General features: G+C 59.9%; 16 protein-coding genes and 1 pseudogene. 11 read left to right on the top strand and 6 right to left on the bottom strand.

The window, feature by feature from the left end; translation table 11 throughout:
- Positions 1-31 precede the first annotated feature (31 nt).
- Together BUE38_RS12510 and BUE38_RS12505 are read left to right on the top strand one after the other, a co-directional pair.
- Positions 32-970 carry a CorA family divalent cation transporter gene (locus BUE38_RS12510; RefSeq protein ID WP_073435556.1) on the top strand — a complete coding sequence of 313 codons (939 nt, stop codon included), beginning with the start codon at positions 32-34 and terminating at the stop codon, positions 968-970.
- A gap of 130 nt (positions 971-1,100) precedes the next feature.
- The gene (locus tag BUE38_RS12505; RefSeq protein WP_073435671.1) at positions 1,101-1,475 is read left to right on the top strand and encodes an antibiotic biosynthesis monooxygenase family protein; all 375 of its coding nucleotides are present in this window, start codon (positions 1,101-1,103) and stop codon (positions 1,473-1,475) included.
- 113 nt (positions 1,476-1,588) lie between these two features.
- Here the strand turns inward: BUE38_RS12505 and BUE38_RS12500 are convergent, their stop codons facing one another.
- Complete coding sequence (locus tag BUE38_RS12500; RefSeq protein WP_073435555.1) at positions 1,589-2,413, bottom strand: acyl-CoA thioesterase; 825 nt, start codon at positions 2,411-2,413, stop codon at positions 1,589-1,591.
- 224 nt (positions 2,414-2,637) lie between these two features.
- Between BUE38_RS12500 and tadA the strand changes: the two genes are divergently transcribed.
- A complete protein-coding gene (gene tadA, locus BUE38_RS12495; RefSeq protein WP_073435554.1) occupies positions 2,638-3,099 on the top strand; it encodes a tRNA adenosine(34) deaminase TadA in 462 nt (153 codons plus the stop codon).
- A gap of 50 nt (positions 3,100-3,149) precedes the next feature.
- On the opposite strand, the gene BUE38_RS12490 is transcribed toward tadA, so the two are convergent.
- Both BUE38_RS12490 and mltF read right to left on the bottom strand, forming a co-directional pair.
- Complete coding sequence (locus tag BUE38_RS12490; protein WP_073435553.1) at positions 3,150-5,129, bottom strand: diguanylate cyclase; 1,980 nt, start codon at positions 5,127-5,129, stop codon at positions 3,150-3,152.
- Positions 5,130-5,155: 26 nt separating this feature from the next.
- The gene (mltF, locus tag BUE38_RS12485; protein WP_073435552.1) at positions 5,156-6,613 is read right to left on the bottom strand and encodes a membrane-bound lytic murein transglycosylase MltF; all 1,458 of its coding nucleotides are present in this window, start codon (positions 6,611-6,613) and stop codon (positions 5,156-5,158) included.
- A gap of 160 nt (positions 6,614-6,773) precedes the next feature.
- On the opposite strand from mltF, the gene purL reads away from it, so the two are divergent.
- Entirely contained in the window at positions 6,774-10,691 is a 3,918-nt protein-coding gene (gene purL / locus BUE38_RS12480) for a phosphoribosylformylglycinamidine synthase (RefSeq protein WP_073435670.1), read from the top strand.
- A 95-nt stretch (positions 10,692-10,786) separates the two neighbouring features.
- Here purL and BUE38_RS12475 read toward each other — a convergent pair whose 3' ends face one another.
- Together BUE38_RS12475 and BUE38_RS12470 are read right to left on the bottom strand one after the other, a co-directional pair.
- Positions 10,787-12,466: a BCCT family transporter gene (locus BUE38_RS12475; protein WP_073435551.1), complete on the bottom strand. Its 1,680-nt coding sequence runs from the start codon at positions 12,464-12,466 to the stop codon at positions 10,787-10,789.
- A 559-nt stretch (positions 12,467-13,025) separates the two neighbouring features.
- Positions 13,026-15,077: an NADH:flavin oxidoreductase gene (locus BUE38_RS12470; RefSeq protein ID WP_073435550.1), complete on the bottom strand. Its 2,052-nt coding sequence runs from the start codon at positions 15,075-15,077 to the stop codon at positions 13,026-13,028.
- 185 nt (positions 15,078-15,262) lie between these two features.
- Between BUE38_RS12470 and BUE38_RS22960 the strand changes: the two genes are divergently transcribed.
- Together BUE38_RS22960 and BUE38_RS12465 are read left to right on the top strand one after the other, a co-directional pair.
- On the top strand, positions 15,263-15,430 hold the full coding sequence (locus tag BUE38_RS22960) for a hypothetical protein (RefSeq protein WP_159438883.1): 168 nt from the start codon (positions 15,263-15,265) through the stop codon (positions 15,428-15,430).
- Positions 15,431-15,505: 75 nt separating this feature from the next.
- On the top strand, positions 15,506-16,309 hold the full coding sequence (locus BUE38_RS12465) for a pyrroline-5-carboxylate reductase family protein (RefSeq protein ID WP_073435549.1): 804 nt from the start codon (positions 15,506-15,508) through the stop codon (positions 16,307-16,309).
- 57 nt (positions 16,310-16,366) lie between these two features.
- Here BUE38_RS12465 and BUE38_RS12460 read toward each other — a convergent pair whose 3' ends face one another.
- Positions 16,367-16,999 carry a TetR/AcrR family transcriptional regulator gene (locus BUE38_RS12460; protein ID WP_073435548.1) on the bottom strand — a complete coding sequence of 211 codons (633 nt, stop codon included), beginning with the start codon at positions 16,997-16,999 and terminating at the stop codon, positions 16,367-16,369.
- A gap of 277 nt (positions 17,000-17,276) precedes the next feature.
- Here BUE38_RS12460 and BUE38_RS12455 point away from each other — a divergent pair, with 277 nt between their 5' ends.
- The 5 genes and pseudogenes from BUE38_RS12455 to rluB all read left to right on the top strand — a co-directional run bounded on the left by BUE38_RS12455 (position 17,277) and on the right by rluB (position 23,289).
- Complete coding sequence (locus tag BUE38_RS12455; protein ID WP_073435547.1) at positions 17,277-18,080, top strand: crotonase/enoyl-CoA hydratase family protein; 804 nt, start codon at positions 17,277-17,279, stop codon at positions 18,078-18,080.
- 63 nt (positions 18,081-18,143) lie between these two features.
- On the top strand, positions 18,144-19,985 hold the full coding sequence (locus BUE38_RS12450) for a DNA repair helicase RadD (RefSeq protein WP_073435546.1): 1,842 nt from the start codon (positions 18,144-18,146) through the stop codon (positions 19,983-19,985).
- A 280-nt stretch (positions 19,986-20,265) separates the two neighbouring features.
- Positions 20,266-21,141: pseudogene (locus BUE38_RS12445) on the top strand (segregation and condensation protein A); the annotation flags it as partial.
- A 206-nt stretch (positions 21,142-21,347) separates the two neighbouring features.
- Positions 21,348-22,418, top strand: coding sequence for an SMC-Scp complex subunit ScpB (scpB, locus tag BUE38_RS22220; RefSeq protein WP_084541913.1), 1,071 nt, complete (start codon positions 21,348-21,350; stop codon positions 22,416-22,418).
- On the top strand, positions 22,411-23,289 hold the full coding sequence (gene rluB, locus BUE38_RS12435; RefSeq protein ID WP_073435545.1) for a 23S rRNA pseudouridine(2605) synthase RluB: 879 nt from the start codon (positions 22,411-22,413) through the stop codon (positions 23,287-23,289). The genes scpB and rluB overlap by 8 nt, the downstream gene beginning before the upstream one ends.
- Positions 23,290-23,392: the final 103 nt, after the last annotated feature.

Raw genomic sequence — 23,392 nt, 5'->3', positions numbered from 1 at the left:
TGCTTCTGGAATGCTGCTGTAGGGAACCTGAATGAATCTACCCTTCTTTATCGCCGGCTGGTCCTTTGTCGATGGTGTTCGCGAATTGCCGGAACCTTCTCCTGGTCCCCTGGCAGCGGGCTGTTGGTACCATTTTCAGCGTGATGCGCAAGATACGGAGTTGCGCCTTCGCTTGGCGGGGATACCGTTATCGGCCATTTGCAGTGTGTTGGCCGAGGACACACGACCACGATTCGAGCTGCTCGATGACGGCAACTTTCTGTTGAATCTGCGTGGTGTCAATCTCAATGAAGGAGAAACGCCGGATGACATGCTCAGTATTCGTATCCTGTTCTATAACGGCGTATTGATTTCAACACGCAAGTTTCCGTCACGGGCGATTTCCGATATTCGCAGTGAGCTGGCCGAGGGCCTTGGGCCCCGCGATCTGGCCGAGGTGTTGGTGGCGATCATCGACAAGCTGCATCAGCGTATCGAGGACTTTGTCGAGCCTGCCGAGACGCTCATCGCCGAACAGGAAGATGAGCACAGTACCGAGGAGAGCGAGCTGATGCCGCTCAACAAGCGCCTGATAAAACTGCGGCGCTTTCTCAAGCCGCAGCGCTTCGCGTTGGAGGACATGCTCGAGACGCTTCCCGCACTGTTGCTCGACAAGCGCCTGGCGCTGGCCAATGCCAGGGATACCGCGGCGCGCATCAACGAGTCGATTGATTTCTACCTCGAGCATATCGCTCTTGTCGGCCAGTATCAGGCGCGCTGGCATTCCGAGAAGGTCAATCGCAACACCTATCTGTTGTCGATCCTGTCGGGAGTCTTCCTGCCGATCAGCTTCCTGACCGGTCTGTTCGGCATCAACATCGCCGGTATGCCGGGCATCGATAACCCGCTGGCCTTTACCGTCTTCTCCAGCAGTCTGGTGGGGCTGGTGGCGATTGAAGTGATACTGTTGAAGCGTTGGCGGTTCATCTAGGCCAGGCCGGCTGATCGGGCGTGTTTGCCGACAGCATGGATAGACCGGGAGGACCGAAGCAGACACTGAACCATGAGCCTGACCGTGGCTCGTGAACTGCATGGCTCGTTATCTGACCGGGGAATGTTCGATGACTCGAGGCGACACAATGGAAGGTGGGGAAACGGCAACGGACTATCTGGCACTGACGCCGCAACCTCCTTACTACGCGGTGATCTTCAGCTCTCTCAAGGCTGAGGATGACGAGGGGTATGGTGAAATGGCCGAGCGCATGCTGGAACTGGCCGCTCAGCAACCGGGGTTTCTCGGGGTGGAGTCGGCGCGGGAGCAACTGGGGATTACGGTGTCCTACTGGTCCAGTCGTGAAGCCATCGCCGCGTGGAAGGCCAATATCGAGCACCGTGAGGCTCAACGTCAGGGACATGAGCGCTGGTACAAGGCCTTCCGTACGCGTATCTGCCGGGTCGAACGGGAGTATGGAAAGACGGATATCAGTAGTGAGTGAATGCTCCGTGTGCGCCTTGGCTGCAAGTCATCCAGTAGCCCGTCGGAGTCGCTACAGGGCAGAATGAACCCTGAGGCCGACCGCAGTGCGGTCGGCGGTGGATCGGTCAGGAATCAAGACTCCGCAGGACGCTCGCGGATGCGTGTCAGGCCTTCCTGAGCGCTGGAGGCCACCAATTGCCCCTGGCGGTTATAGATACTACCGCGAGCTAGACCTCTGGCGCCGCCTGCCCAGGGACTATCCATGTCGTACAGCAACCAGTCATTGACGCTGACATCACGGTGGAACCACAGCGAATGGTCAAGGCTGGCGATCTGCAGGGCCGGGTCGCCGAAGCGAATGCCATGGGGCACCAGAGCGGTGGTCAGCAGATTGAAGTCGGAACTGTAGGCCAGTAGATAGCGATGCAGGGCGGGGTTATCGGGGAGCTCGCCGTTGAGACGGAACCACAGCCGCTTGCGGGCGGGTTGTCCGGGTTCGGCGGTGTCCTCGAGATGCAGGAACTCGATGGGGTGGCCATCAAAACGCCGGATGTTCGCACCGCTATCGAGAGAGCCGGGGCCAGGCAGTGTTGGCATCTGTACCTCATGGCTGAAGCTATTCTCCTCGCCATGAAAGGAGGCACTGCAGAAGAAGATTGGACGACCCTTCTGGATGGCCGTGATGCGGCGAGTGGTGAAACTTCCGCCGTCGCGCACGCGGTCGACCTGGTAGACTACCGGCATGCTGGCATCGCCGGGACGCAGGAAGTAGCCGTGCAGCGAGTGCACCTGGCGCTCTTCCGGAACGGTCTGAGTGGCAGCGGACAGGGCCTGTCCCAATACCTGGCCACCGAACAACTGGGGCAATCCAAGGTCCTGGCTGCGGCCCCGGAACAGGTTTTCCTCAAGCATTTCCAGGCCGAGTAGATCGACCAGGCCGTCAAGGGCGTCCGACATTGGGGTATCCTCCCGGTGGCAGATGGTGATTGCACAAGAATGGTTGCAGGAAACTGTTGCCGGTATCCTTGGATGACCGGCTATCATACGAGCGTTTCAGTGTATTGTACGCCCGTTTCACCCGTTGTTGGTGAGCCATCAGCGTTCTCTGTTGATCTGTTGAATAGCCATCAGCGTTCTCTGTTGGAAAGCCATCAATCTTGTCTGCTGGGGAGCCTTCAATCTTGCGCAGCGATGAATTCTACATGCACCGAGCCCTGGAACTCGCTCATCAGGCTGCCGAGGCCGGGGAGGTTCCGGTGGGCGCAGTGGTGGTGGATGCGGCGGGAGAGATTATTGGCCAGGGTTTCAACGCGCCCATCTCACTCCATGACCCCAGCGCCCATGCCGAGGTCCAGGCACTACGCGATGCCGCCGCTCATCTCGGCAACTATCGCCTCGAACAGTGCACACTGTTCGTCACGCTGGAGCCTTGCATGATGTGCAGCGGGGCGATCGTGCATGCACGGCTCAAGCGGGTGGTCTACGGGGCGCCAGAACCGCGAACCGGTATGGTGGAGTCGAAGGCCAACCTTCTTGCCCAGCCCTGGCATTTTCATCGAGTCGAAGTCTGTGGCGGGGTACTGGCAAGTCGCGCTTCTCGTCTGCTCAAGCAGTTCTTCTCCGAGCGTCGTTCCAGCGACTAGCTGCCTCATCATTGCCCCAGTCGCTGCCCTTGAGCCGGGGCTGGCGTCCTTCAGCTGTCTGGCATTGCGTCGGTAGACGCGAGTCGTGCCTGATTACGTCCGGCGTGTTTCGCTTCGTAGAGCGCGAGGTCTGCCTTGTGCAGCAGTTCCTCGACCTTGAGTGTACCTTCGCTGTGGACGGCAACCCCGATGCTGATGGTCACCGGCCGACCATCCGCATGCTCCAGCCCTGAGGTGAGAACTCCCTCGCGTAGTCGTTCGGCGATGGCCATACCGCGGTGCTCGTTGGTGCGGGGCAGCAGTACCACGAACTCTTCGCCGCCATAGCGTGCAAATAGCCCTTCTGATGGTGTCAGTTGCTGCCCGATGCTGGCCAGGCGGACCAGGGTGTGATCTCCTGCCTGGTGCCCCAATTGATCATTGATGCTCTTGAAGTGATCAATGTCACACAGCAGAACGGTCAGTGGCGTCTGCTCGGCTCGCTCCTGAACAGCTCTCAGGAAGTGGCGGCGATTGGGGGCGCCAGTCAATTCATCATGTCCCGCCAGCCACTCGATCTCGCTCTGGAGCTGGGTACGCTTGCGTACTTCGCGTCGCAGTTCCTCATTGGAGCGATGAACAGAGCGGTGTTGCAGTGCCATCTGATGACGCCCGAACAGTACCAGGTACAAGAGGTAGGTGAGGATCAGACCCATCGTCAGGCTCACGGACGGCTGACGTGAGCGCTCGCTCAGTAGCAGTTCGCGATTCGGTTGAGCTACCAGGGTCAGGGTGACATGGCCGAAGATAACGTCACTTTCCACTCGCCATGGCCCTGGTGTACCGCTGACGTGCCATTCCTTGAGGGGAGCATCGCCGTTCAACAGGCCCAGGTAGAGTCGCACCCTATCGAAGTGACCTTCGTGATACAGGGTATCGGCCAGCAACGGCAGTCCTACCACCATGACGGCAACCCCCAGGGCGTTGCCGCCTTGGTGTGAGTTGATGGGCAGGTAGTAGATCAGCCCGGGCACATTCTGCAGCAGCGGCAGTACCCCGGTCTGTTCCTCGGTGCGCTGTTTGAGCGCGCGGGCAAGCCGATCCGAGTAGGGGCGCTGCGACTCCTCGATATTCATGCCGATCAGGCTGGTATTGGCAGGATCTCTTGGATAGACATAGGCGATCTCTCCGCCCTCGTTGATATAGGCAATATTGAGGAAGTAACGGAAATCACGGTAGTAGCGCTCGGCCTGTGCCCGCCACTCTTCATCCTCTGGAGGGCGGTCGAGAATGCCCCAGAAGTCGGCAAAGCGACGCATGGCGGTCACGTGGGCATTGATCTCGGTGGTCAACCGCTCGGCCATACGCTCGTAACGCACATCGACGCTCTGATGCAGCTTGGTATCGGCCAGATGGCTCTGTTGATACCAGAAGGCGATAGTGACCACGGCCAGGATAGCCGATGGCCACAGGGCGCGTGTCAGGCTTTGGTGGGTATGGCGCCAACCCTGCACGACGCCGATGAACTGTGCCAGCAGCAGCAGTGCCAGCAGCGAGCCGGTATAGAAACTGCCACGACGAACCAGCGGGGCAAAGTCGTTACCCACTACCTGCAGGCTGGTATCGGCCAACAGCAACAGCGCTGCCAGCACCTGCAGCAGTGGCACACCAAGATTGGCCCGGGTACGTGACAGCAGGCCAAGCGTCAGTGTCATCAATGCTGCCAGCTCCAGCAGTGGTGGCCGCCAGTTGTCGATGTCGCTGCCCGGAACCAGGTGATCGGCCCAGTTGTTGAAGGTAGCCACGGAAATCCAGTGCTCGGGCATCAGGTAGCTGGTGAGCATGGCGCCCAGAATCAGCGCCAGCGGCAGTGTGGTCACTCGCGCCAGGCGATTACCTCGCCAGTACCACAGCAGTTGGCACAGGGCGAGTGCGACCAGCATGGCCCAACTGGCATGAGCCTCCTGTGCAAGGAGGGAGGGCTCCGCCAGCGGGACGACACAAGCAAGCACTGCGGCGAGCAGACTGAGCAGAAGGGCTGTTCGAATCATCCCCGGACCTGGTTATGTGCAACTGGTTATGGCTTGGGAGGGACGACCTCGAAGGTCTCGCTCTCCGGGTAATCAGCCAGTCTGGCATTCAATTGATGAAACTGTTGCTGACTACGATCAACGTATTCGAGGATCTCCAGGTATCGTCGAATATTGCGTACGTAAATCACTGGCTCGCCACCTCGAGCATAGCCGTGGCGGGTCTTGCTGTACCACTCGCTTTCCTGGAGTAGTGGCAGGGCTTCACGGACCGCCTCCCAGCTGTCGGCATCGGAGCCCTGCAAGCGGGCGATATCACGAGCATCATACAGATGGCCGAGGCCAACGTTGTAGGCTGCCAGGGCCATGAACAGTCGATCCTCACCGGTAATGCTCTCCGGCAGTCGTTGTTCGATGCTGCGCAGGTAACGTGCACCACCCTCAATACTCTCTGCCGGATTGAGGCGATCGGCGACTCCGACTTCATCGGCAGTGACATTGGTCAGCATCATCATGCCACGCACACCTGTGGGAGAGGTTGCTGTCGGGTTCCAGTGCGACTCCTGATAGCCGATCGCGGCCAACAGCTTCCAGTCAAACTGTTCACGCCGGGCAGCCTCGCGAAACATGGCGTCGTAGCGAGGTAGGCGCTGGTGAACATGATGGATGAACACTCGTGCACCGACGTATTCAAGATAATCATCATGACCAAAATAGCGTGTGATCAATTGGTCGAGTTCGCCATTGGCCTTGAGCTCATCGAGAAAAGCATTGGCGGCATTGATCAACCCCAGCCCCTGATTGGCCGGGAAGGCCCAGGCCATGGACAATGGGTCGCCAACCTTGAAGCCATCCTCGACTTCCGGAAAGAACAGGCGATTGAGGCGGAACTGGTGCTCGAACACGACAGCAGCGTCAAGCTCTCCGCTCTCGATACGTCGCAACAACGCTGAGGCTTCCAGGTCGCTGGCTTCCTTCCAGCTCAATGCTGGTTGCTGGAGTTGTAGCTCGTGCATGATGCGACTGATACCCGCGCCTTGCAGAATGCCGACCTGCAGGCCGACCAGATCGTCGATATTGTCGGGTGGTTGCAGGCCGCGCCGATAGACCACGATCGGCTGCATGGGCATGATCGAGCGGGAGTAGATCAGACCGGGTTCGTCGGACTCCAGTGGCAATGCGGCAGCACCCAGGTCGCCTTGCTGGCGCACAGCATCCAGTACGGTGGGGACGAAGTGATCATCATCAAGGTTGAGGCTGACGCCCAGGGAGTCGGCGAACCGACGCATCAGTTGATACTCGAACCCGGTCGGGCCCTGGCGCCCTTCATAATAGGTCAGAGGAGTGTTGCGCGTGTGGATGGTAATGAAGTCGCGTGACAGAACGCCCTCCATGGCCTTGCCTGGCGGGGGCGTCGGGTCGATCGGCCACAGCGCCAATGCGGTACCCGAGAGTGCCAGCAGGGTGCGACGCCAGCGCTTGAGGAGAGGAGGAGACGTGGTCATGGACCCCTTGTCGTCAACGACAAAGTCGACACCTTAACCAGAGGATGCCTGGCTGTCATCCATGTCGATTTCTCGACCCAGCCTGTTTCCAGTATCATATGCCGTCTTCGTCGCTCGTCGCGGCCCATCTTCCATCGCTGAAATTCAGAGGCTCCAGGCTATGCTCGAACTGCGAGGTGCGCCCGCCCTATCTGCCTTCCGTCATGCCAGGCTGCTGGCCACCCTGCGCGAATCCGTGCCCGAGATCGATACTCTGCATGCCGAGTATGTGCATTTCGCGGACGTGGATGGCGATCTCGATGATGCAGAACTGTCCCTGCTCGAACAACTGCTGGACTACGGCCCTGCTCGCGAGGCATCGTCGTCGGAAGGGCTGTTGCTGCTTGTCGTGCCGCGTATCGGCACTCAGTCGCCCTGGTCCTCCAAGGCTACCGACATTGCCCACAACTGTGGATTGACCCGGATCAAGAGACTCGAGCGTGGCATTGCCTGGCGCGTCGGTGTGAGAGGCTCTCTGAAGGAAGCTCACTTTGATGCGATCGTGGCCGCACTGCATGACCGCATGACCGAAACGGTACTGACAAACAGTACCGATGCCGTGCAACTGTTCGCCCATCATGACCCGGCGCCGCTGGGCCAGGTGGATATCCTGGGTGGTGGCCGCCAGGCGCTGGCCACGGCCAATGACGAGTTGGGACTGGCGCTGGCCGAGGACGAGATTGATTACCTGGTCGAGGCCTTCACCGAGCTGGGTCGCAATCCCTCCGATGTCGAGCTGATGATGTTCGCCCAGGCGAACTCCGAGCATTGCCGACACAAGATCTTCAATGCCGATTGGGTGATCGACGGCGAGGCCCAGAGCCATTCGCTGTTCAAGATGATCAAGAATACCTACCAGGCATCGCCGAACAATATTCTCTCTGCCTACAGCGACAATGCGGCTGTCATCGCAGGCTCCGAGGCACGCCGCTTCTTTCCGACGCCACTGGTCGGCAAGGAGGGTGAGAAGGCCACCTATGGTGGCGATGTCGAGCCGATTCACATCCTGACCAAGGTCGAGACCCATAACCACCCCACGGCAATTGCACCGCATCCGGGGGCTGCAACAGGGGCTGGTGGTGAAATTCGTGATGAAGGCGCGACCGGCATCGGTGGCAAGCCCAAGGCGGGCCTGACCGGCTTCACCGTATCCAATCTGCGGATTCCCGAGTTCGTCCAACCCTGGGAAGCCTTCGACTATGGCAAACCCGAGCGCATTGTCAGTGCACTGGACATCATGCTGGAGGGCCCCATCGGGGGCGCCGCCTTCAACAATGAGTTCGGTCGCCCCAACCTGACCGGCTACTTCCGGACCTACGAGCAGGATGCACTCGGCGTCAACGGCATCGAGAGGCGTGGCTACCACAAGCCGGTCATGGTGGCCGGTGGCTATGGCAACATCCGCGAGGATCACGTCGCCAAGGGCACCATACCGGTGGGTGGCAAACTGATCGTCATGGGCGGCCCGGCCATGCTGATTGGCCTTGGGGGTGGTGCGGCCTCGTCCATGGCTTCTGGCTCCTCCAGTGCTGACCTCGACTTTGCCTCGGTACAGCGTGACAACCCCGAGATCGAGCGCCGTGCCCAGGAGGTTATCGACCGCTGCTGGTCGCTGGGCGACAACAATCCGATCTGCTTTATCCACGATGTGGGAGCAGGTGGCCTGTCCAATGCGTTGCCGGAACTGGTCAAGGACGGCGAGCGTGGAGGGCTGTTTGATCTGCGCGCGGTTCCCAACGCCGAGCCGGGCATGAGCCCGCTGGAAATCTGGTGCAACGAGGCTCAGGAGCGCTATGTACTGGCGGTGGCACCGGAGCAGCTGGAAATCTTCGATGCCCTCTGCCGGCGTGAACGCTGCCCCTACGCGGTAGTCGGCGAGGCCCAGGAGGCCCATCACCTGCAGGTGGTGGACGGTCATTTCGACAGCAAGCCCGTCGACCTGCCGATGAGCGTGCTGTTCGGCAAACCCCCGAAGATGCAGCGCGAGTTCCAGCGACAGTCACTGGAAATGCCGGGCGTGATGCTCGACAACCTGGATCTGCGCGAGGCACTGGATCGTGTCCTGCGTCTGCCGACTGTGGCCTCGAAGAGTTTCCTGATCACCATCGGTGACCGCTCGATTACCGGCATGGTGGCGCGCGACCAGATGGTTGGCCCCTGGCAGGTCCCGGTTGCCGATGTCGCTGTGACCACGGCGAGCTTCGACACCCACGCTGGCGAAGCCATGGCCATGGGCGAACGAGCTCCGGTGGCGCTGATCAATCCCGCTGCCAGTGCACGTCTGGCGGTCGCCGAGGCGATCACCAACATGGCCGCTGCGCCGATTGCCGACATCAGTGACATCAAGATGTCGGCCAACTGGATGAGCGCGGCAGACCACCCGGGCGAGAACCAGGCGCTGTTTGAAGCGGTCCATGCCATTGGCATGGAATTGTGTCCCGATCTGGGTATCGCCATTCCGGTCGGCAAGGACTCCATGTCCATGCGGACTGCCTGGCAGGAAGACGGCGAGCAGAAGTCGATCACTTCACCGCTGACCCTCAATATCACCGGGTTTGCACCGGTGGTGGATGCCATGCGTACCCTGACCCCGCAGATCGACCTGGCTCAAGACGAGAGCGATCTGCTGCTGATCGATCTGGGTGGCGGTCGCAATCGCCTTGGTGGCTCGGCGCTGACTCAGGTCTATGGCCAGGTGGGTGATGAGTGCCCCGATGTTGATGACGCCGAGGATATCAAGGCGTTCTTCAGTGTCATCCAGGGCCTGAATGCCGACGGCAAGCTGTTGGCCTACCATGACCGCAGCGATGGCGGCCTGCTGGTGACCCTGCTGGAAATGGCCTTTGCCGCTCGCGCCGGCCTGGAGATCAAACTGGACTGGCTGGTGGACGAGGCGGCGGATGCCTTCCGGGTGCTGTTCAACGAAGAGCTGGGGGCGGTCATCCAGGTCAATCGCGTCGACACCGAGGAAGTGCTGGCGCAGTTTGCGGCCGCTGGTATCGAGACCTGTGGCGTCATCGCGCGCCCGCGTTACGATGATCAGATCCGGGTGACCCTGTTTGAAGAGCCGCTGCTGGAGACTACCCGCCAGCTGACCCAGCGTACCTGGGCGGAAACCAGTTATCGCCTGCAGGCTCTGCGTGACAACGCCGACTGTGCCAAGAACGAGTTCGACAATCTGCTGGACACTCGTGACCCCGGTCTGTCGGCGACCACAACGTTCGATGTCGATGAGGATATCTCTGCGCCCTTCGTCAACGTCGCTCGTCCTCGCGCTGCCATCCTGCGAGAGCAGGGGGTCAATGGCCATCTGGAAATGGCCTGGGCCTTCGACAAGGCAGGCTTCGAGGCAGTTGACGTACACATGAGCGATATTCTCGAAGGCCGCGTCAGCCTCGAGGAGTTCAAGGGACTGGCTGCCTGCGGTGGCTTCTCCTACGGCGATGTACTGGGCGCCGGTGGTGGCTGGGCCAAGTCGGTGTTGTTCAATACGCGGGCTCGGGAGCAGTTTGCTGACTTCTTTGCCCGTGACGACAGCTTCTCCCTGGGGGTATGCAACGGTTGCCAGATGCTGTCGCAGCTCAAGGAGCTGATTCCCGGTGCCGATAGCTGGCCGAGGTTTGTACGCAACGAATCTGAACAGTTCGAGGCCCGCGTGGCCATGGTCAGCGTCGAGAAGTCGCCCTCGGTGCTGCTGGCCGGCATGGAAGGTTCACAGCTGCCTATCGCTGTGGCCCATGGGGAAGGTCGTGCCGAGTTCCGCGACAGCGCTCACCTGCGTAGCATGCAGAGCTCCGGTCAGATAGCTTTGCGCTACCTGGACAACTATGGGCAAAGCACCACGCGTTATCCGTACAACCCCAATGGCTCACCTTCGGGCATCACCGGCCTGACCACGCCGGATGGCCGCGTCACCATCATGATGCCGCACCCGGAGCGTGTAGTACGGGCCGTCACCAACTCCTGGCGTCCGGCAGAATGGCAGCAGGACGGTGCCTGGTTGCGTCTGTTCCGTAATGCACGCGTCTGGCTGGGATAGACGAACGGGATCAGTCACACCCTTGTAGACGAAAGCGCCGCCCCTCGGGGCGGCGTTTTTCATGAGTACGAACGAGGAGGATGTACTGACACCATTCAGGTGCGTGTCCTGCGGACCAATCGACCCTCGGTAGGTTCGGACATCAACCCCTTGATGATGGCGTAGCAGGCAATCAACAGTACCAGGGTGAACGGTAGCCCCGTCGATACCGTGGCGGCCTGGAGTCCACCGAGCCCACCGCCCAGCAGCAGGGCAATGGCGATGGCGCCTTCGATGATGCACCAGAAGATCCGCTGTGGTTTAGGTGCATTCATCTTGCCGCCGGCGGTGATCGAGTCGATGACCAGTGATCCGGAATCAGAAGAAGTCACAAAGAATACGATGACCAGCACGATGCCGACACTTGAGGTGATCGCTGCGAGAGGAAGCTGGTTCAGCATCTCGAACAGCTTCAGTTCCAGCGCCGCATCCTGAACACCGGTGAAGCCGGTGCTGACGAGTTGTTCGATAGCGGTTCCGCCGAAGGCTGTCATCCACAGGATGGAGACCAGCGTCGGTACCAGCAATACGGATATCAGGAACTCGCGCACGGTGCGGCCACGGCTGACGCGTGCGATGAACATACCCACGAACGGTGACCAGGAAATCCACCAGGCCCAGTATACGGCCGTCCAGCCTTGGCTGTAGTTGGCATCTTCACGGCCGAAGGGCATCGACAGGGCAGGTATGTACTCCAGATAGGAGACGATATTGTCGAAGAACCCGGTGGCAATGGCCAATGTTGGCCCTACGGCGATGATGAAGAACAGCAGCAGGAAGGCCAGGGCCATGTTGATCATCGACAGCCGCTGCACGCCCTTGTCCAGACCAGCCATGACCGAGCACAGCGCGACGGCGGTGATGCCGGCGATGAGAATAACCAGTGAGGCGTCGTTATTGGGGATATCAAACAGGTAGTTGAGGCCGGTTGCCGCCTGTTTGGCGCCGAACCCCAGCGAGGTAGCCAGGCCGAACAGAGTGGAGAAGACCGCGAGGATGTCGATGACGTGTCCCGGCCAGCCCCATACACGCTCACCCAGGATGGGGTAGAACACCGAGCGCATGGTCAGCGGCAGCCCCTTGTTGTAGGCAAAGATGGCCAGTGACAGTGCAACCAGCGCGTAGGCGGCCCAGGGGTGCAGGCCCCAATGATAGATGGTGGCTGCCATGCCCAGCGACAGTGCCGCGGCCTGGTCACCTTGAGCGCCACCCAGCGGTGCCCAGTCGGTGCGTAGTCCACTTTCTCCGACTGTGGTGCCGGCGAGAGAGCTGCTGAAATGGCTCATCGGCTCCGAGACACCATAGAACACCAGACCGATGCCCATCCCGGCGGCGAACAGCATCGCGAACCAACCGGCATAGGAATAGTCAGGTTTTGCATCAGGCCCGCCAATACGGATCTTGCCCAATGGCGTTACGATCAGCGCCAGAGCAACGACCACAAAGATATTTCCGGCAAGAATGAAGAACCAGGTCAGATTTCCTGTCAGCCAATCCCGGATGCCATTGAGGAGAGGCTCTACTTGATCATGAAGGGCAAGAGTCAGGAGAACAAAGGCAAGGATAACCAGAGAGGATATGGTGAATACACTACCATGGAGGTCAAACTTCAACCCAAACACCTTGGGGTAAATGTTGTCCTGACCGATAACATAGTCGGTATCTACCGTTGTAGTGGGTCCCTCTGGTCTGCGAAGATCCTCATTTCCGCCTTCCATACTCGCGGGGTTTTCCATGGTTTGGCTTCCGTAGTTGAGTTGCTTTTTTCGCGAACATTTCCTTGGTGCCGCTTGGCGAATACCACTGGTCCAGGAGCTGGGAATTATAAGTATTTATTGATGCTCTCTGGTTTTTGGGTGTCTTGGTTGCTACCAGGAGTGTTGTAGTCTCGTACGGAAGATTATGTCAGTGCAATGTTGGCGGAATGTTGCGGCGAGAATAATGTCGAATTGGCATAGGAGGGGCATTGATGGCGAATCCTGTCGCGCATGAGCCTGCATATTTGTTCAATGAATTTATAGGATTATAGTAGTGTTTCGGTAAGGTTGGCCTTGGTGGATGCCTGGTATCTCCATGCCGATGTCTATGCTGTAATAGGCGCGACTCATGCACGTTATTGTGCATTTCTGCACTTTGGGCCCCTGTGTTGAAATAATGATGGCTACGCCATCTATTGAGGTGATCCCTCTACCCGCTCTGCGATATTCGACCCACCCATTGACCGCAACGAAGGGGGCGATGCGGTCGGATGAAGGCTTTACAGCAACCTCGACATTGGTATCGAAAGCATACGTTTCAGATGTCCTTGACCAGCCGTAGTGCATCGTAGATGGCGGCGTGAGTATTGCGTGATTCCACGGCATCGCCGATGCGGAACAACTGAAAGCCTCCTTCGGGGTGGCGGACGACCGACTGTGGTCTGCCGACAATCAGGTCATCGTAGTTCACTTCCCCGCCATTGCTGGCATGAGGCTTCAAGTCGAAGTAGATGTCAGCCATCGGCGTGATACCGTAATTGACCACCACCTGGTCGATACGTCGCTGCTGATCCAGCTCCAACTGATCCTGAGGTGCGTAGTCACTTGTTATGCGTGCCAACAGGGCATCGCCATCCTGTTCCACTGACTTGAGGCGGTAAGTGGGGGTAAAGGTGACATTGGGGCGCTGCAGGGAGCGCATGTAGGGTACGAGGTTCATGGCCATGATGTCTGCCGCGAAGGTTCGATCGGGGGTCATGATCTCGAGTTCTGCACCAGTGGCAGCGATGATCTCGGCCGCCTGCATGGCGGCATGGTCACCAGCATCATCGAACAGCAATACCTTCTGGCCGGGAGTGACATGGCCGGAAAATACGTCCCAGGTGTTGACCACTAGTTGGCTGCCGATGGCGGGCTGCTCATCCATGGGGTAACCGCCCGTGGCCACGATGACCACATCTGGCTTCTCCGCCAGCACATCCTCGGCCTCGGCCCAGACGTTGTAGCGAATCTCGACGCCCAATGCCTCGCAGCGAGCCAGGCGCCAATCGATGATGCCCATCATTTCCCGACGCCGTTCGCTCTGGGCGGTGAGGCGTACCTGGCCGCCGGCATCGCTGGAGGCTTCCAGCACCAGCACGTCATGGCCTCGCTCTCCAGCCACCCGTGCTGCTTCCAGTCCCGCGGGACCGGCGCCGACGATGACTACGCGGCGGAGCTGTACTGCTTTCGGGATGGAGTGCGGCATGCTGGTTTCACGACCGGTTGCGGCGTTGTGAATACAGTAGGCAGCGCCGCCCTGATAGATGCGATCCAGGCAGTAGTTGGCACCCACACAGGGACGAATCTCTTCTTCGCGACCTTCAACGATCTTGCGCACGATATGCGGGTCGGCCATATGCGCCCGGGTCATGCCGATCATGTCGACGGCACCCGAGGAAATCGCATAGCGGGCCGTGGCGACATCCTGGATCTTTGCACCATGGAAGGTGGGAAAGTCGACCTTGCGACGGATCTCGCCCGCGAACTCCAGATGCGGAGCACTCGGCATCCCCTGAATGGGAATGACATCTGTCAGTCCGGGGTCGGTGTCGATATGACCGCGAACCACGTTGAGAAAGTCGATCAAGCCGCTGTCCTTCAAACGCTGCGAGATTTCCATTCCGTCGCTGGCGTTCAGGCCACCTTCCAGCATCTCGTCACCGGTATAGCGGACACCAACGATGAATTCGTTACCGACGCGTTGGCGGATGGCGCGCAATACTTCGAAGGTGAAGCGCAAGCGGTTATCGAGGTTGCCGCCATAGGGGGCATCGAGGGTATTGGTCAGCGGTGACCAGAATTGGTCCATCAAATGGCCATAGGCCTGCAGCTCGATGCCATCCAGCCCGGCCGCATGCATGCGCTCGGCGGCATCGGCGTAGTCGCGGATCAGGCGCTCGATATCCCAGTCCTCAGCCTGTTTGGGAAAGGCGCGGTGAGAGGCTTCGCGACGATGGGAGGGGGATACCGCCGGTAACCAGTCCCCCTTGTCCCAGCGAGTACGTCGACCGAGGTGGGTCAACTGGATCATGACAGCGGTGCCATGCTCATGACAGGCGTCGGTCAGCTCGCGCATCCAGGGAACCACTTCGTCCTTGTAGGCAAGGATATTGTTGAACACCGGAGGGCTGTCCCTGGCTACCGCCGCGGACCCTGCGGTCATGGTCAAGCCGATTCCCGCTCGGGCGCGTTCGACGTGATAGGCGCGGTAGAGCTCGGTGGGCATCCCACCCTCGGGATAGGCCGGCTCGTGCGCCGTCATCATGAGACGGTTCCGCAAGGTGAGATGCTTGAGCTGGAAGGGTTGCAGCAGTGGGTCGTTAGTCACGGTCGGGCCTCCATCTTGTTGTGTTCCTGACAACGCTAGTCGCGAATGTACATTGATGTCAATTATGAGTTCATTGATGTACATTTTGTGTGAAGGAAAAGACGAGAGGACTGCATTGGTTCCGGCGCTGTCCTGCATTGGGTAAGGGCCGGCTTATTAACCCGGCATGCTTTCATGTTGGGTCAATGGCGGCACAGGGACGTGCCGCCGTCGGCCATCAGGCCGACGCGAGACCGCACCACCCCAGCAGATCCGCGCATCTGCGCCAGTGTGGTGCGGACGAGAATCAAATCGATCAGGATGAGCTATTTGAAATAGCGCCATTCTTCAGCTGCCCGGAACATGGCATGTAGGCAAGGTCGTGGGAATGGCAGAGATACCACAAGGGACGCGAAAACCTGTTTCGCATTCTCCAGGAGGACAGGCAGGTGAGTCAGAAGATGGTGCTGGGAATTGTTGGTGGTCATGGCTGGATGGGGCGGTCATTGGGCATTGCCCTGTTGGAGCGGAATATCTTGTCCGCCGACCAGTTGGTGGTTTCATCCCGCTCCGGGGCCAGTGATGCTTACTGCAACTGGCCTGATGTCCGCTGTGTCCGGGACAATCGTGAGCTGGCTGCACTCGCGGATGTCATTGTACTGTCGGTTCGGCCACAGGATCTTGCCGGTATTGATATTGGTGATGCAGGCAAGGGCAAGCTGATTATCTCGCTGCTGGCGATGGCTTCAGTCAAGCAGGTCGCTCACCAGCTCGGAAGCGACCGGGTCGTGCGTGCCATGCCCAATGCAGCCGCAAAGATTCGCCGCGCCTGGTTTCCCTGGTTTGCTGCAGAAGGAGTGAATCCATCGGAGAGGCAGTTGGTGCAGGAGTTGTTGGAAAGTTGCGGTATGGCCCGGGAACTGCCTGCGGAGCGCGACATCGACTATCTAACGGCACTGAGTGGCGCCGGTCCAGCCTGGCCGGCCCTGCTTGCCAAGGCCATGCTGGAACATGCGCAGACTAATGGAATTCCCGATGACATCGCTCTTGAAGCGGTGATGCAGACCCTGGTCGGAGGGAGTCAATTGCTGGAGCACCTGGGTAGCGATCCAGGCGATATGGTGGAACGCCTGATCAATTATGACGGTACGACAGCGAAAGGGCTGAGCGAGATGATCAACGGAAGGCTCAGTGATGTGGTCAAGCATGGTCTCGATGCGGCCCATCGGGCGGCATGTTCGCCGCGGAAATGAATCCTGGAATTTCCATGACGCAGCGCCGTAGCAATGACAGCAGGGGGAGGCCTGTCACTAACCCCCCGGGAGCTGATAGTCATGCCGGGAATAGAAGCGGCGCAGTTCGCGCTGTTGAGGGACCTGACCGGTAAAGATCTCTACATAGGAAGGAATGCGCTGCATGCGAACTTCCAGAGACTCCTGGCTGTTCATCGAGATATAACCGATCTGGGTGAGGTAGATGGTACGCCCGCGGACATTGGCGGCAAGCTCATCATGACCGAAGCGTGTGAACATCCGGGTCAGGGCATCAATGCGGGTCTTGTCGGCTGTCTCGATCTCATGTGATACCTCGTTTGATTGCAACGCCCAGCTACGCATGGCGAATTCCAGCTGCGAGTCGAATAGTGCAGGATTCAGCCAGCAGTCGAAGACATTGAGAATCGCCTCGCTGATGGTCTCGGCATAGGCTTCGGTCTGCCCAGCCAACCCCAGCGTGTTCTTCTCTCGCCAGCGCTCGACCAGAGCCGCCAGCAGTGCTTCCCGATCCTTGAAGAACCAGTAGAAGCTGGTTCTCGACAAGTTCAATCGCTTGGCCAATGGCAGGATGCGCACGCTGTCGACACCGGACTCGAGCAGTAATTCGAAGGCGGCTTCCAACCAGGCGTCACGGGAGCCCCGGGTATGGCGACTATCATCGGTTTGCATCGAAACAGTTTCTCCGGTCAGAGGAACATCAGAACGGATGTGCCTGAACGGACTGAGTGTACAGCTGTGTATGGTTTATGTACATCGAGTGAAATAGGCATGTCAGCCGAGACTACGCCGTAATGAAACAGCGTTCACCTTGAGCTGGAGGCAGGCATCTCTTTGCTCTAGTGTGATAGAGATAATCTTTTTCATCGGCCCTGTGTTCCTGTCGACCTGATGTTCCCGTCGGTCCAGTGTTCCTGCCGATGTAGCGCCTTTGCCAATGGAGTTCGCCATGCCTGCCATAACGAGGACCTTTCACGACCGGCTTCAGGTGGTACTGGAGGAGCATGTCGCGGAGGTGACCCTGCAACGTGCTGACCGCCATAACGCCATGGACGCACCGATGATTGATGCGTTGCTGGAGGCTCAGACCTGGCTTGGCGAGCAGGTTGGTGTGCGGGCGGTGGTGCTCTGTGGCGAAGGCGAGAGCTTCTGTTCGGGGCTGGACGTCGCCGGCATCGTATCAAGCCCCGAACGCGTCGGCTGGCTGTTGACGGCGGAAGGTTCCACCATGAACCCGGCCCAACGTCTGGCGCTGGGCTGGCGCGACCTTTCGGCCCCGGTCGTGGCGGCCTTGCACGGTCATGTCTATGGTGCTGGGTTGCAGATGGCACTGGCGGCGGATATCCGCATCATGCATCCCGAGGCCAACCTGGCGCTACCGGAAGTCGAGTGGGGGCTGATGTCGGACATGGGGATCACGGTCACTTCGGCGGCACTGCGTCAGGACGTGATTCGTGACCTGATGCTGACCGGCCGCCACCTCAGTGGCGAGGAAGCGGTGATACTGGGGCTTGCCAGCCGACTGGATGATGAGCCGTTGCTGGCGGCAATCGAGTTGGCTCAGGCCATTGCCCGTCGTTCGCCGCGGGCGGTGTCGGCGGCGCGTCGTCTGCTGCGCGAAGCGCCTGGCCTCAGTGAACCACAGCGACTGGCTCGGGAATCCGAGTTGCAGCGCAATCTATTGGGTGGCCCCGAGCAGCGTGAGGCGACAAGGGCCAGGCTGGAAGGGCGCCCGCCGCGTTTCCAGCGCTGACTCGCATTCGCTGAGGGGGTGACGTAGAGTGCGCGCTGTTCCTTCCTGTCGATGATGTGGTGGATGACAGAACACGCGACAACCTTCCCGACCACCGCGACGCCCTTATCGGTGCCACCGAGTCTGCGCACCTATCAACGCGAGGCGGTGTCGCGGGTGGTGGAGTACTTCCGTAGCAGTGATGAACCCGCGGTGGTGGTCTTGCCTACCGGCAGTGGCAAGTCACTGGTGATCGCTGAACTGGCACGCCTGGCAAGAGGCCGGGTGCTGGTGCTGGCGCATGTGCGTGAACTGGTCGAGCAGAACCACGCCAAGTATCTTGCCTATGGGCTCGAGGCCGACATCTTCAGTGCCGGGTTGGGCCGCCGCGAAAGTGCCCGCCAGGTGGTATTCGGCTCGGTACAGTCGGTGGTTCGCCATCTGGCCACAGTCAGTGATAGTGAATCGGCGCACGGGCCCTTCACGTTGCTGGTGATCGATGAGTGTCATCGAGTGTCACTGGAAGCGGATTCCAGCTATCGCCGTGTCATCGACCATCTGCGACAGCGCAACCCACACCTGAAGGTACTGGGGCTGACTGCAACGCCTTATCGCCTGGGGCAGGGCTTTATCTATCATCGCCACTACCACGGCATGGTGCGTGGTGCCGAGGACTGTTTCTTCCGTGATTGCGTGTTCGAGCAGCCCCTGCGGTTGATGGTCAAGCAGGACTACCTGGCCCGGCCCCTCAAGGTGGATGCCGCCGTCGAACGTTATGACTTCTCCCGAGTGACTACCGGCAGCGGTGGTTTGTTTCGGGAAGAGGAACTGAATCGGGTGGTGGCCGCCAGCCGCGCCACCCCCGGCATCATTGCCGAGGTGATCGAGCGGGCCCGGGATCGCCGCGGAGTGATGATTTTCGCTGCCACCGTTGCCCACGCCGAGGAGGTTCTTGGCTATCTGCCCGCCGAACAGGCGGCCCTGGTGACCGGCGATACGGCCAGTGATGAGCGTTACCGGTTGGTCGAGGCGTTCAAGGCTCGCCAGCTCAAGTACCTGGTCAACGTCTCGGTGCTGACCACTGGCTTCGATGCTCCCCATGTCGACCTGATTGCCATTCTGCGCCCCACCGAATCGGTGGGGCTCTATCAACAGATCGTTGGACGAGGCCTGCGACTGGCTGAGGGCAAGCAGGACTGCCTGATTCTCGACTATGCCGGCAACCCCTGGGATCTGTACGCACCGGAAGTGGGTAGCCCGAAGCCGGATTCAGATAGCGAGCCGGTACAGGTCGAGTGTCCCACCTGTGGTCACGCCAACCTGTTCTGGGGCAAACGTGATGGCGAGGTGGTGATCGAGCACTATGGTCGCCGCTGTCAGGGGCTGGTCGATGATCACGGTGACCCACTCGATAGTCCCGGCAAGAGTGGGCAGCAGTGCAGCTTTCGTTTTCGCTTCAAGACCTGTGGTGACTGCGGTGCCGAGAATGATATCGCCGCGCGTCGCTGTCATGGTTGCCAGGTACTGTTGGTGGATGCCGACGACAAACTACGGGATGCACTGAAGCTCAAGGATGCCCGGGTGTTGCGCGTGTCGGGTATGCAGCTTGAAGCCGTCGTCAATGGGCGAGGTCTGCCGCGGCTCAAGGTGACCTACCATGATGAAGACGGTGCTACCCTCAATGAGTGGTTTGCGCTGGAAACACCAGCCCAGCGCCGCGCCTTTACTCTGGCCTTTCTGCGTCATCATCTGCGTGCTCCGGGGACCGGGTGGACGCCTGCCAGTGCCCAACAGGTCTGTGATGAGCAGTGGCGTCTGCGTGCTCCGGATTTCGTGGTTGGCCGCAGGGTGGGGCGCCACTGGCAGGTACGCGAGAAGCTGTTCGACTACCAGGGACGTTACCGCAAGGCAGATAGCGCCGAATGAGGTGCTGAAATGTGATGAACTTGCGAGACACCATATCAGCGTCGATGGTCACCAGATGAAGGGGTTGGTAAACTGGTGGATTGATTTTTGATCATCGCTGGCCACCCATGCATCAGGAGAAAGCAACTGCGTGAGCGATTCGCCGACGACAGACCAACCATCTCGGCAGGATGAATCCGCCGCAGACGCGGTTGCTTCGCCAGCGGAGCAGGGGAGCACCGTGGCCGTCCCTGATGGGGAGCAGGATGGCACGCCACAGACTGACCCTGACGGTCGGCCGTTGGCGCCCGACGAAAACGCGCAGGCGCAGGTACTGGGGCGGCTGTTTGATGAGCCGATTACCGAGTTGCCCGAGGATCTGTATATTCCTCCCGAAGCGCTGCGTGTCTTTCTCGAGGCTTTCGAAGGTCCGCTCGACCTGCTGCTGTATCTGATCCGGCGACAGAACCTGGATATTCTCACCATCAATGTGGCGGCCATTACCCACCAGTACATCGAATACGTCGAACTGATGAAGGCGATGGAAATCGAACTGGCCGGGGAATATCTGCTGATGGCGGCCATGCTTGCCGAGATCAAGTCTCGCACCTTGTTGCCGCGCCCGCCCCGCAGTGAGGAGGATGGCGAGGAAGAGGACCCGCGCGCCGAACTGATCCGCCGTCTACAGGAATATGAACAGCTCAAGATAGCTGCCGAGGCATTGGCTGAGTTGCCGCGTCTGGGGCGCGATTGGTTCCCGGCACGGGCAGGCCTGCCGCCGCTCGAGACGCGGGTCATTCACCCGGATGTTGAACTGAACGAACTGCTGGGAGCCCTGGCAGGCATACTGCGTCGTGCCGAACTCAACCGCGCCCACCATATCGAAGGCGAGGTGTTGTCGACGCGGGAGCGCATGCTGGCGATCATGGAGCAGCTTCACCACGAGCGTTATACGCCCTTCGAATCTCTGTTCACTCTGGAGGAAGGGCGAGCCGGAGTGGTCGTCACCTTCATGGCGATCCTCGAGCTGGCCAAGGAAGCGATGATCGAGATCGTGCAGAACGAGCCCTTGTCGCCCATCCATGTCCGCGCCAGGCTGGCAGAAGATGTGGAGGCCGAGGAAGAGCTGGCCTTTGAGCTGGAGGGCGAAGACGTGGGAGGTGAAAGTGCCTTCGACGATACAGGCTCCTGGAGTGAAGGCAGCGAGGCTGAGCTGGAAGGCGACTGGGTCGAGAATGACCGAGTCGCGTATGGTGGCGCCGAGCATGATGGAACCCGGAATGACTGGGCTGATGATGGCTGGGTTGATGATGAGTGGGCTGAGGGCGACAGGAGCGAGGCGGCCCTGGACGACGATCAGCAGGTTGAGGGGGACGATCGCCGATGAGCGTGATGGAAACACCGGATGCTCTGGACGACATCATCGAGGCAGCGTTGCTGGCCGCCGGTGAGCCGGTAGGGCTGGATCGTCTGGAGGTGCTGTTCGACGATCACGAGCGTCCGCCACGCAAGGCTCTGCGTGAAGCCATCGAACGCCTCGCCGAGCGCCATGTACGGGGCGCTATGGAGTTGATCGAGACCGCCTCCGGCTATCAGCTGCGTATTCGTCCACGGCTGGCCAACTGGGTCTCGCGACTTTGGGATGAGCGGCCACAGCGCTATTCTCGAGCGTTGCTGGAGACTCTGGCATTGATCGCCTATCGTCAGCCGGTGACCCGTGGTGATATCGAGGACGTGCGGGGTGTCGCGGTCAGTGGCTCGATCATGCGCACTCTGTTGGATCGTGGTTGGGTAAGGGTCGTCGGCCACCGTGATGTGCCTGGTCGCCCGGCGGTGTATGCGACGACGCGTAGCTTCCTGGACGATTTCGGCCTCAAGACGTTGGATGAGCTGCCCCCGATGCACGAACTCAAGCAGTTCGAGGACTACACCGTCGAGGAAGATATGCCGCCGCCTCCCTCGCCGTTGCTGGAGCAGACCGACGAGACCGGTGACGAATCGACAGAGGGTGGTGAGCGTAGCCTTGATGAGGAGTTGGGTGAGTTGCCTGACGTGCCGGATATCGACCTCGAGGGGCCGTCAGCAGCAGACAACGGGCAGGCCTCTCAGGAAGTGGCCGACGAGAGCGCCGCGCAGGACCACGACGATGGCTCCGCGCACGAGGGCGATAATGAAGACCATGCCGGCTCAGTACAGAATGATGGTGTTTCTGCTGGTGATGATGGAAATATCGGTATAGAGAACTCTGTCGGTAACCCTGAAGAAGGTGGCGACGAGAATGATACTCCCGAGGCCGGGATGGCCGAGGATGACCACGCCGGGATGGCGTCACAGCGGGCAGGACTGAGCTTCGCCGATCTTGAGGCTCGCCTGTCCGACCGGGCTCGCAGCCGCGTCGATGATGACGCTGCTTCGAGCGAAGCCCCCAATGATAGTGAGAAGGATCATGAGTAATACCAGCGAGAAGCTGCAGAAGGTACTGGCTCGTGCCGGTCTGGGTTCGCGCCGCGAGATGGAAGCTGCCATTGCCGATGGACGCGTCAAGGTCAATGGCAAGGTTGCCACCCTGGGCGATCGCATCGAGACACGCGATTCGGTGACTTTCGATGAGCGTCCGGTGTCGCTGCGTTCCGCCGAGGAAGTGCCGCGTCGGGTGATCATGTACAACAAGCCGGAAGGCGAGTTGTGTACCCGCAAGGACCCGGAGGGGCGGCGTACCGTTTTTGATCGGCTGCCGCGCCTCAAGGGCGAGCGCTGGATTGCCATCGGCCGTCTGGACATCAATACCAGTGGCCTGCTGTTGTTCACCACCGACGGTGAACTGGCCAACCGTCTGATGCACCCCTCCACCCAGATAGAGCGTGAATATGCTGTGCGCGTGATGGGCGAGGTCAAGCGCGAACATGTGGTTGCCATGGTGGATGGCGTCATGCTCGAGGACGGCCCGGCACGCTTCACGGATGTGCAGGAGTTTGGAGGCGAGGGCATCAATACGTGGTTCCATGTGGTGATCATGGAAGGCCGCAATCGCGAAGTTCGCCGCCTGTGGGAGTCCCAGGGGCTGACCGTCAGCCGCCTCAAGCGGGTGCGTTATGGCAACATTTTCCTCGACAAGCGGGCCAAGGCCGGCGAGTGGGTGGAGATGAGTCAGGATGAGATCGATGACCTCGCTGGTATGGCCGGTCTGGAAGCACGCAAGGTGCCGGAGCTGACGCCGGACGAGAAGAATCGCTGGAGTCGCGACAAGAACAAGCGTCGGCCAGTGCAGACCATGCGCAAGACCACCAGGACCACAAAGCCCAGCAAGAAGCCCACCAAAAGGTAGGCGCGTCGGACAGTAGGCTTCAGCGGGTCGTCCTGTTTCGGGTGACCCGCGATTGACACCAGGCGGTGGCTCGAGAACGCGGTTTTTGAATGACTTTTGCGAA

Source organism: Halomonas cupida, assembly GCF_900142755.1.
Classification (GTDB): Bacteria; Pseudomonadota; Gammaproteobacteria; order Pseudomonadales; family Halomonadaceae; genus Halomonas; species Halomonas cupida.
The sequence above is the reverse complement of the archived record's forward strand: the minus strand, read 5'-3'. Positions and strand labels throughout refer to the sequence as shown.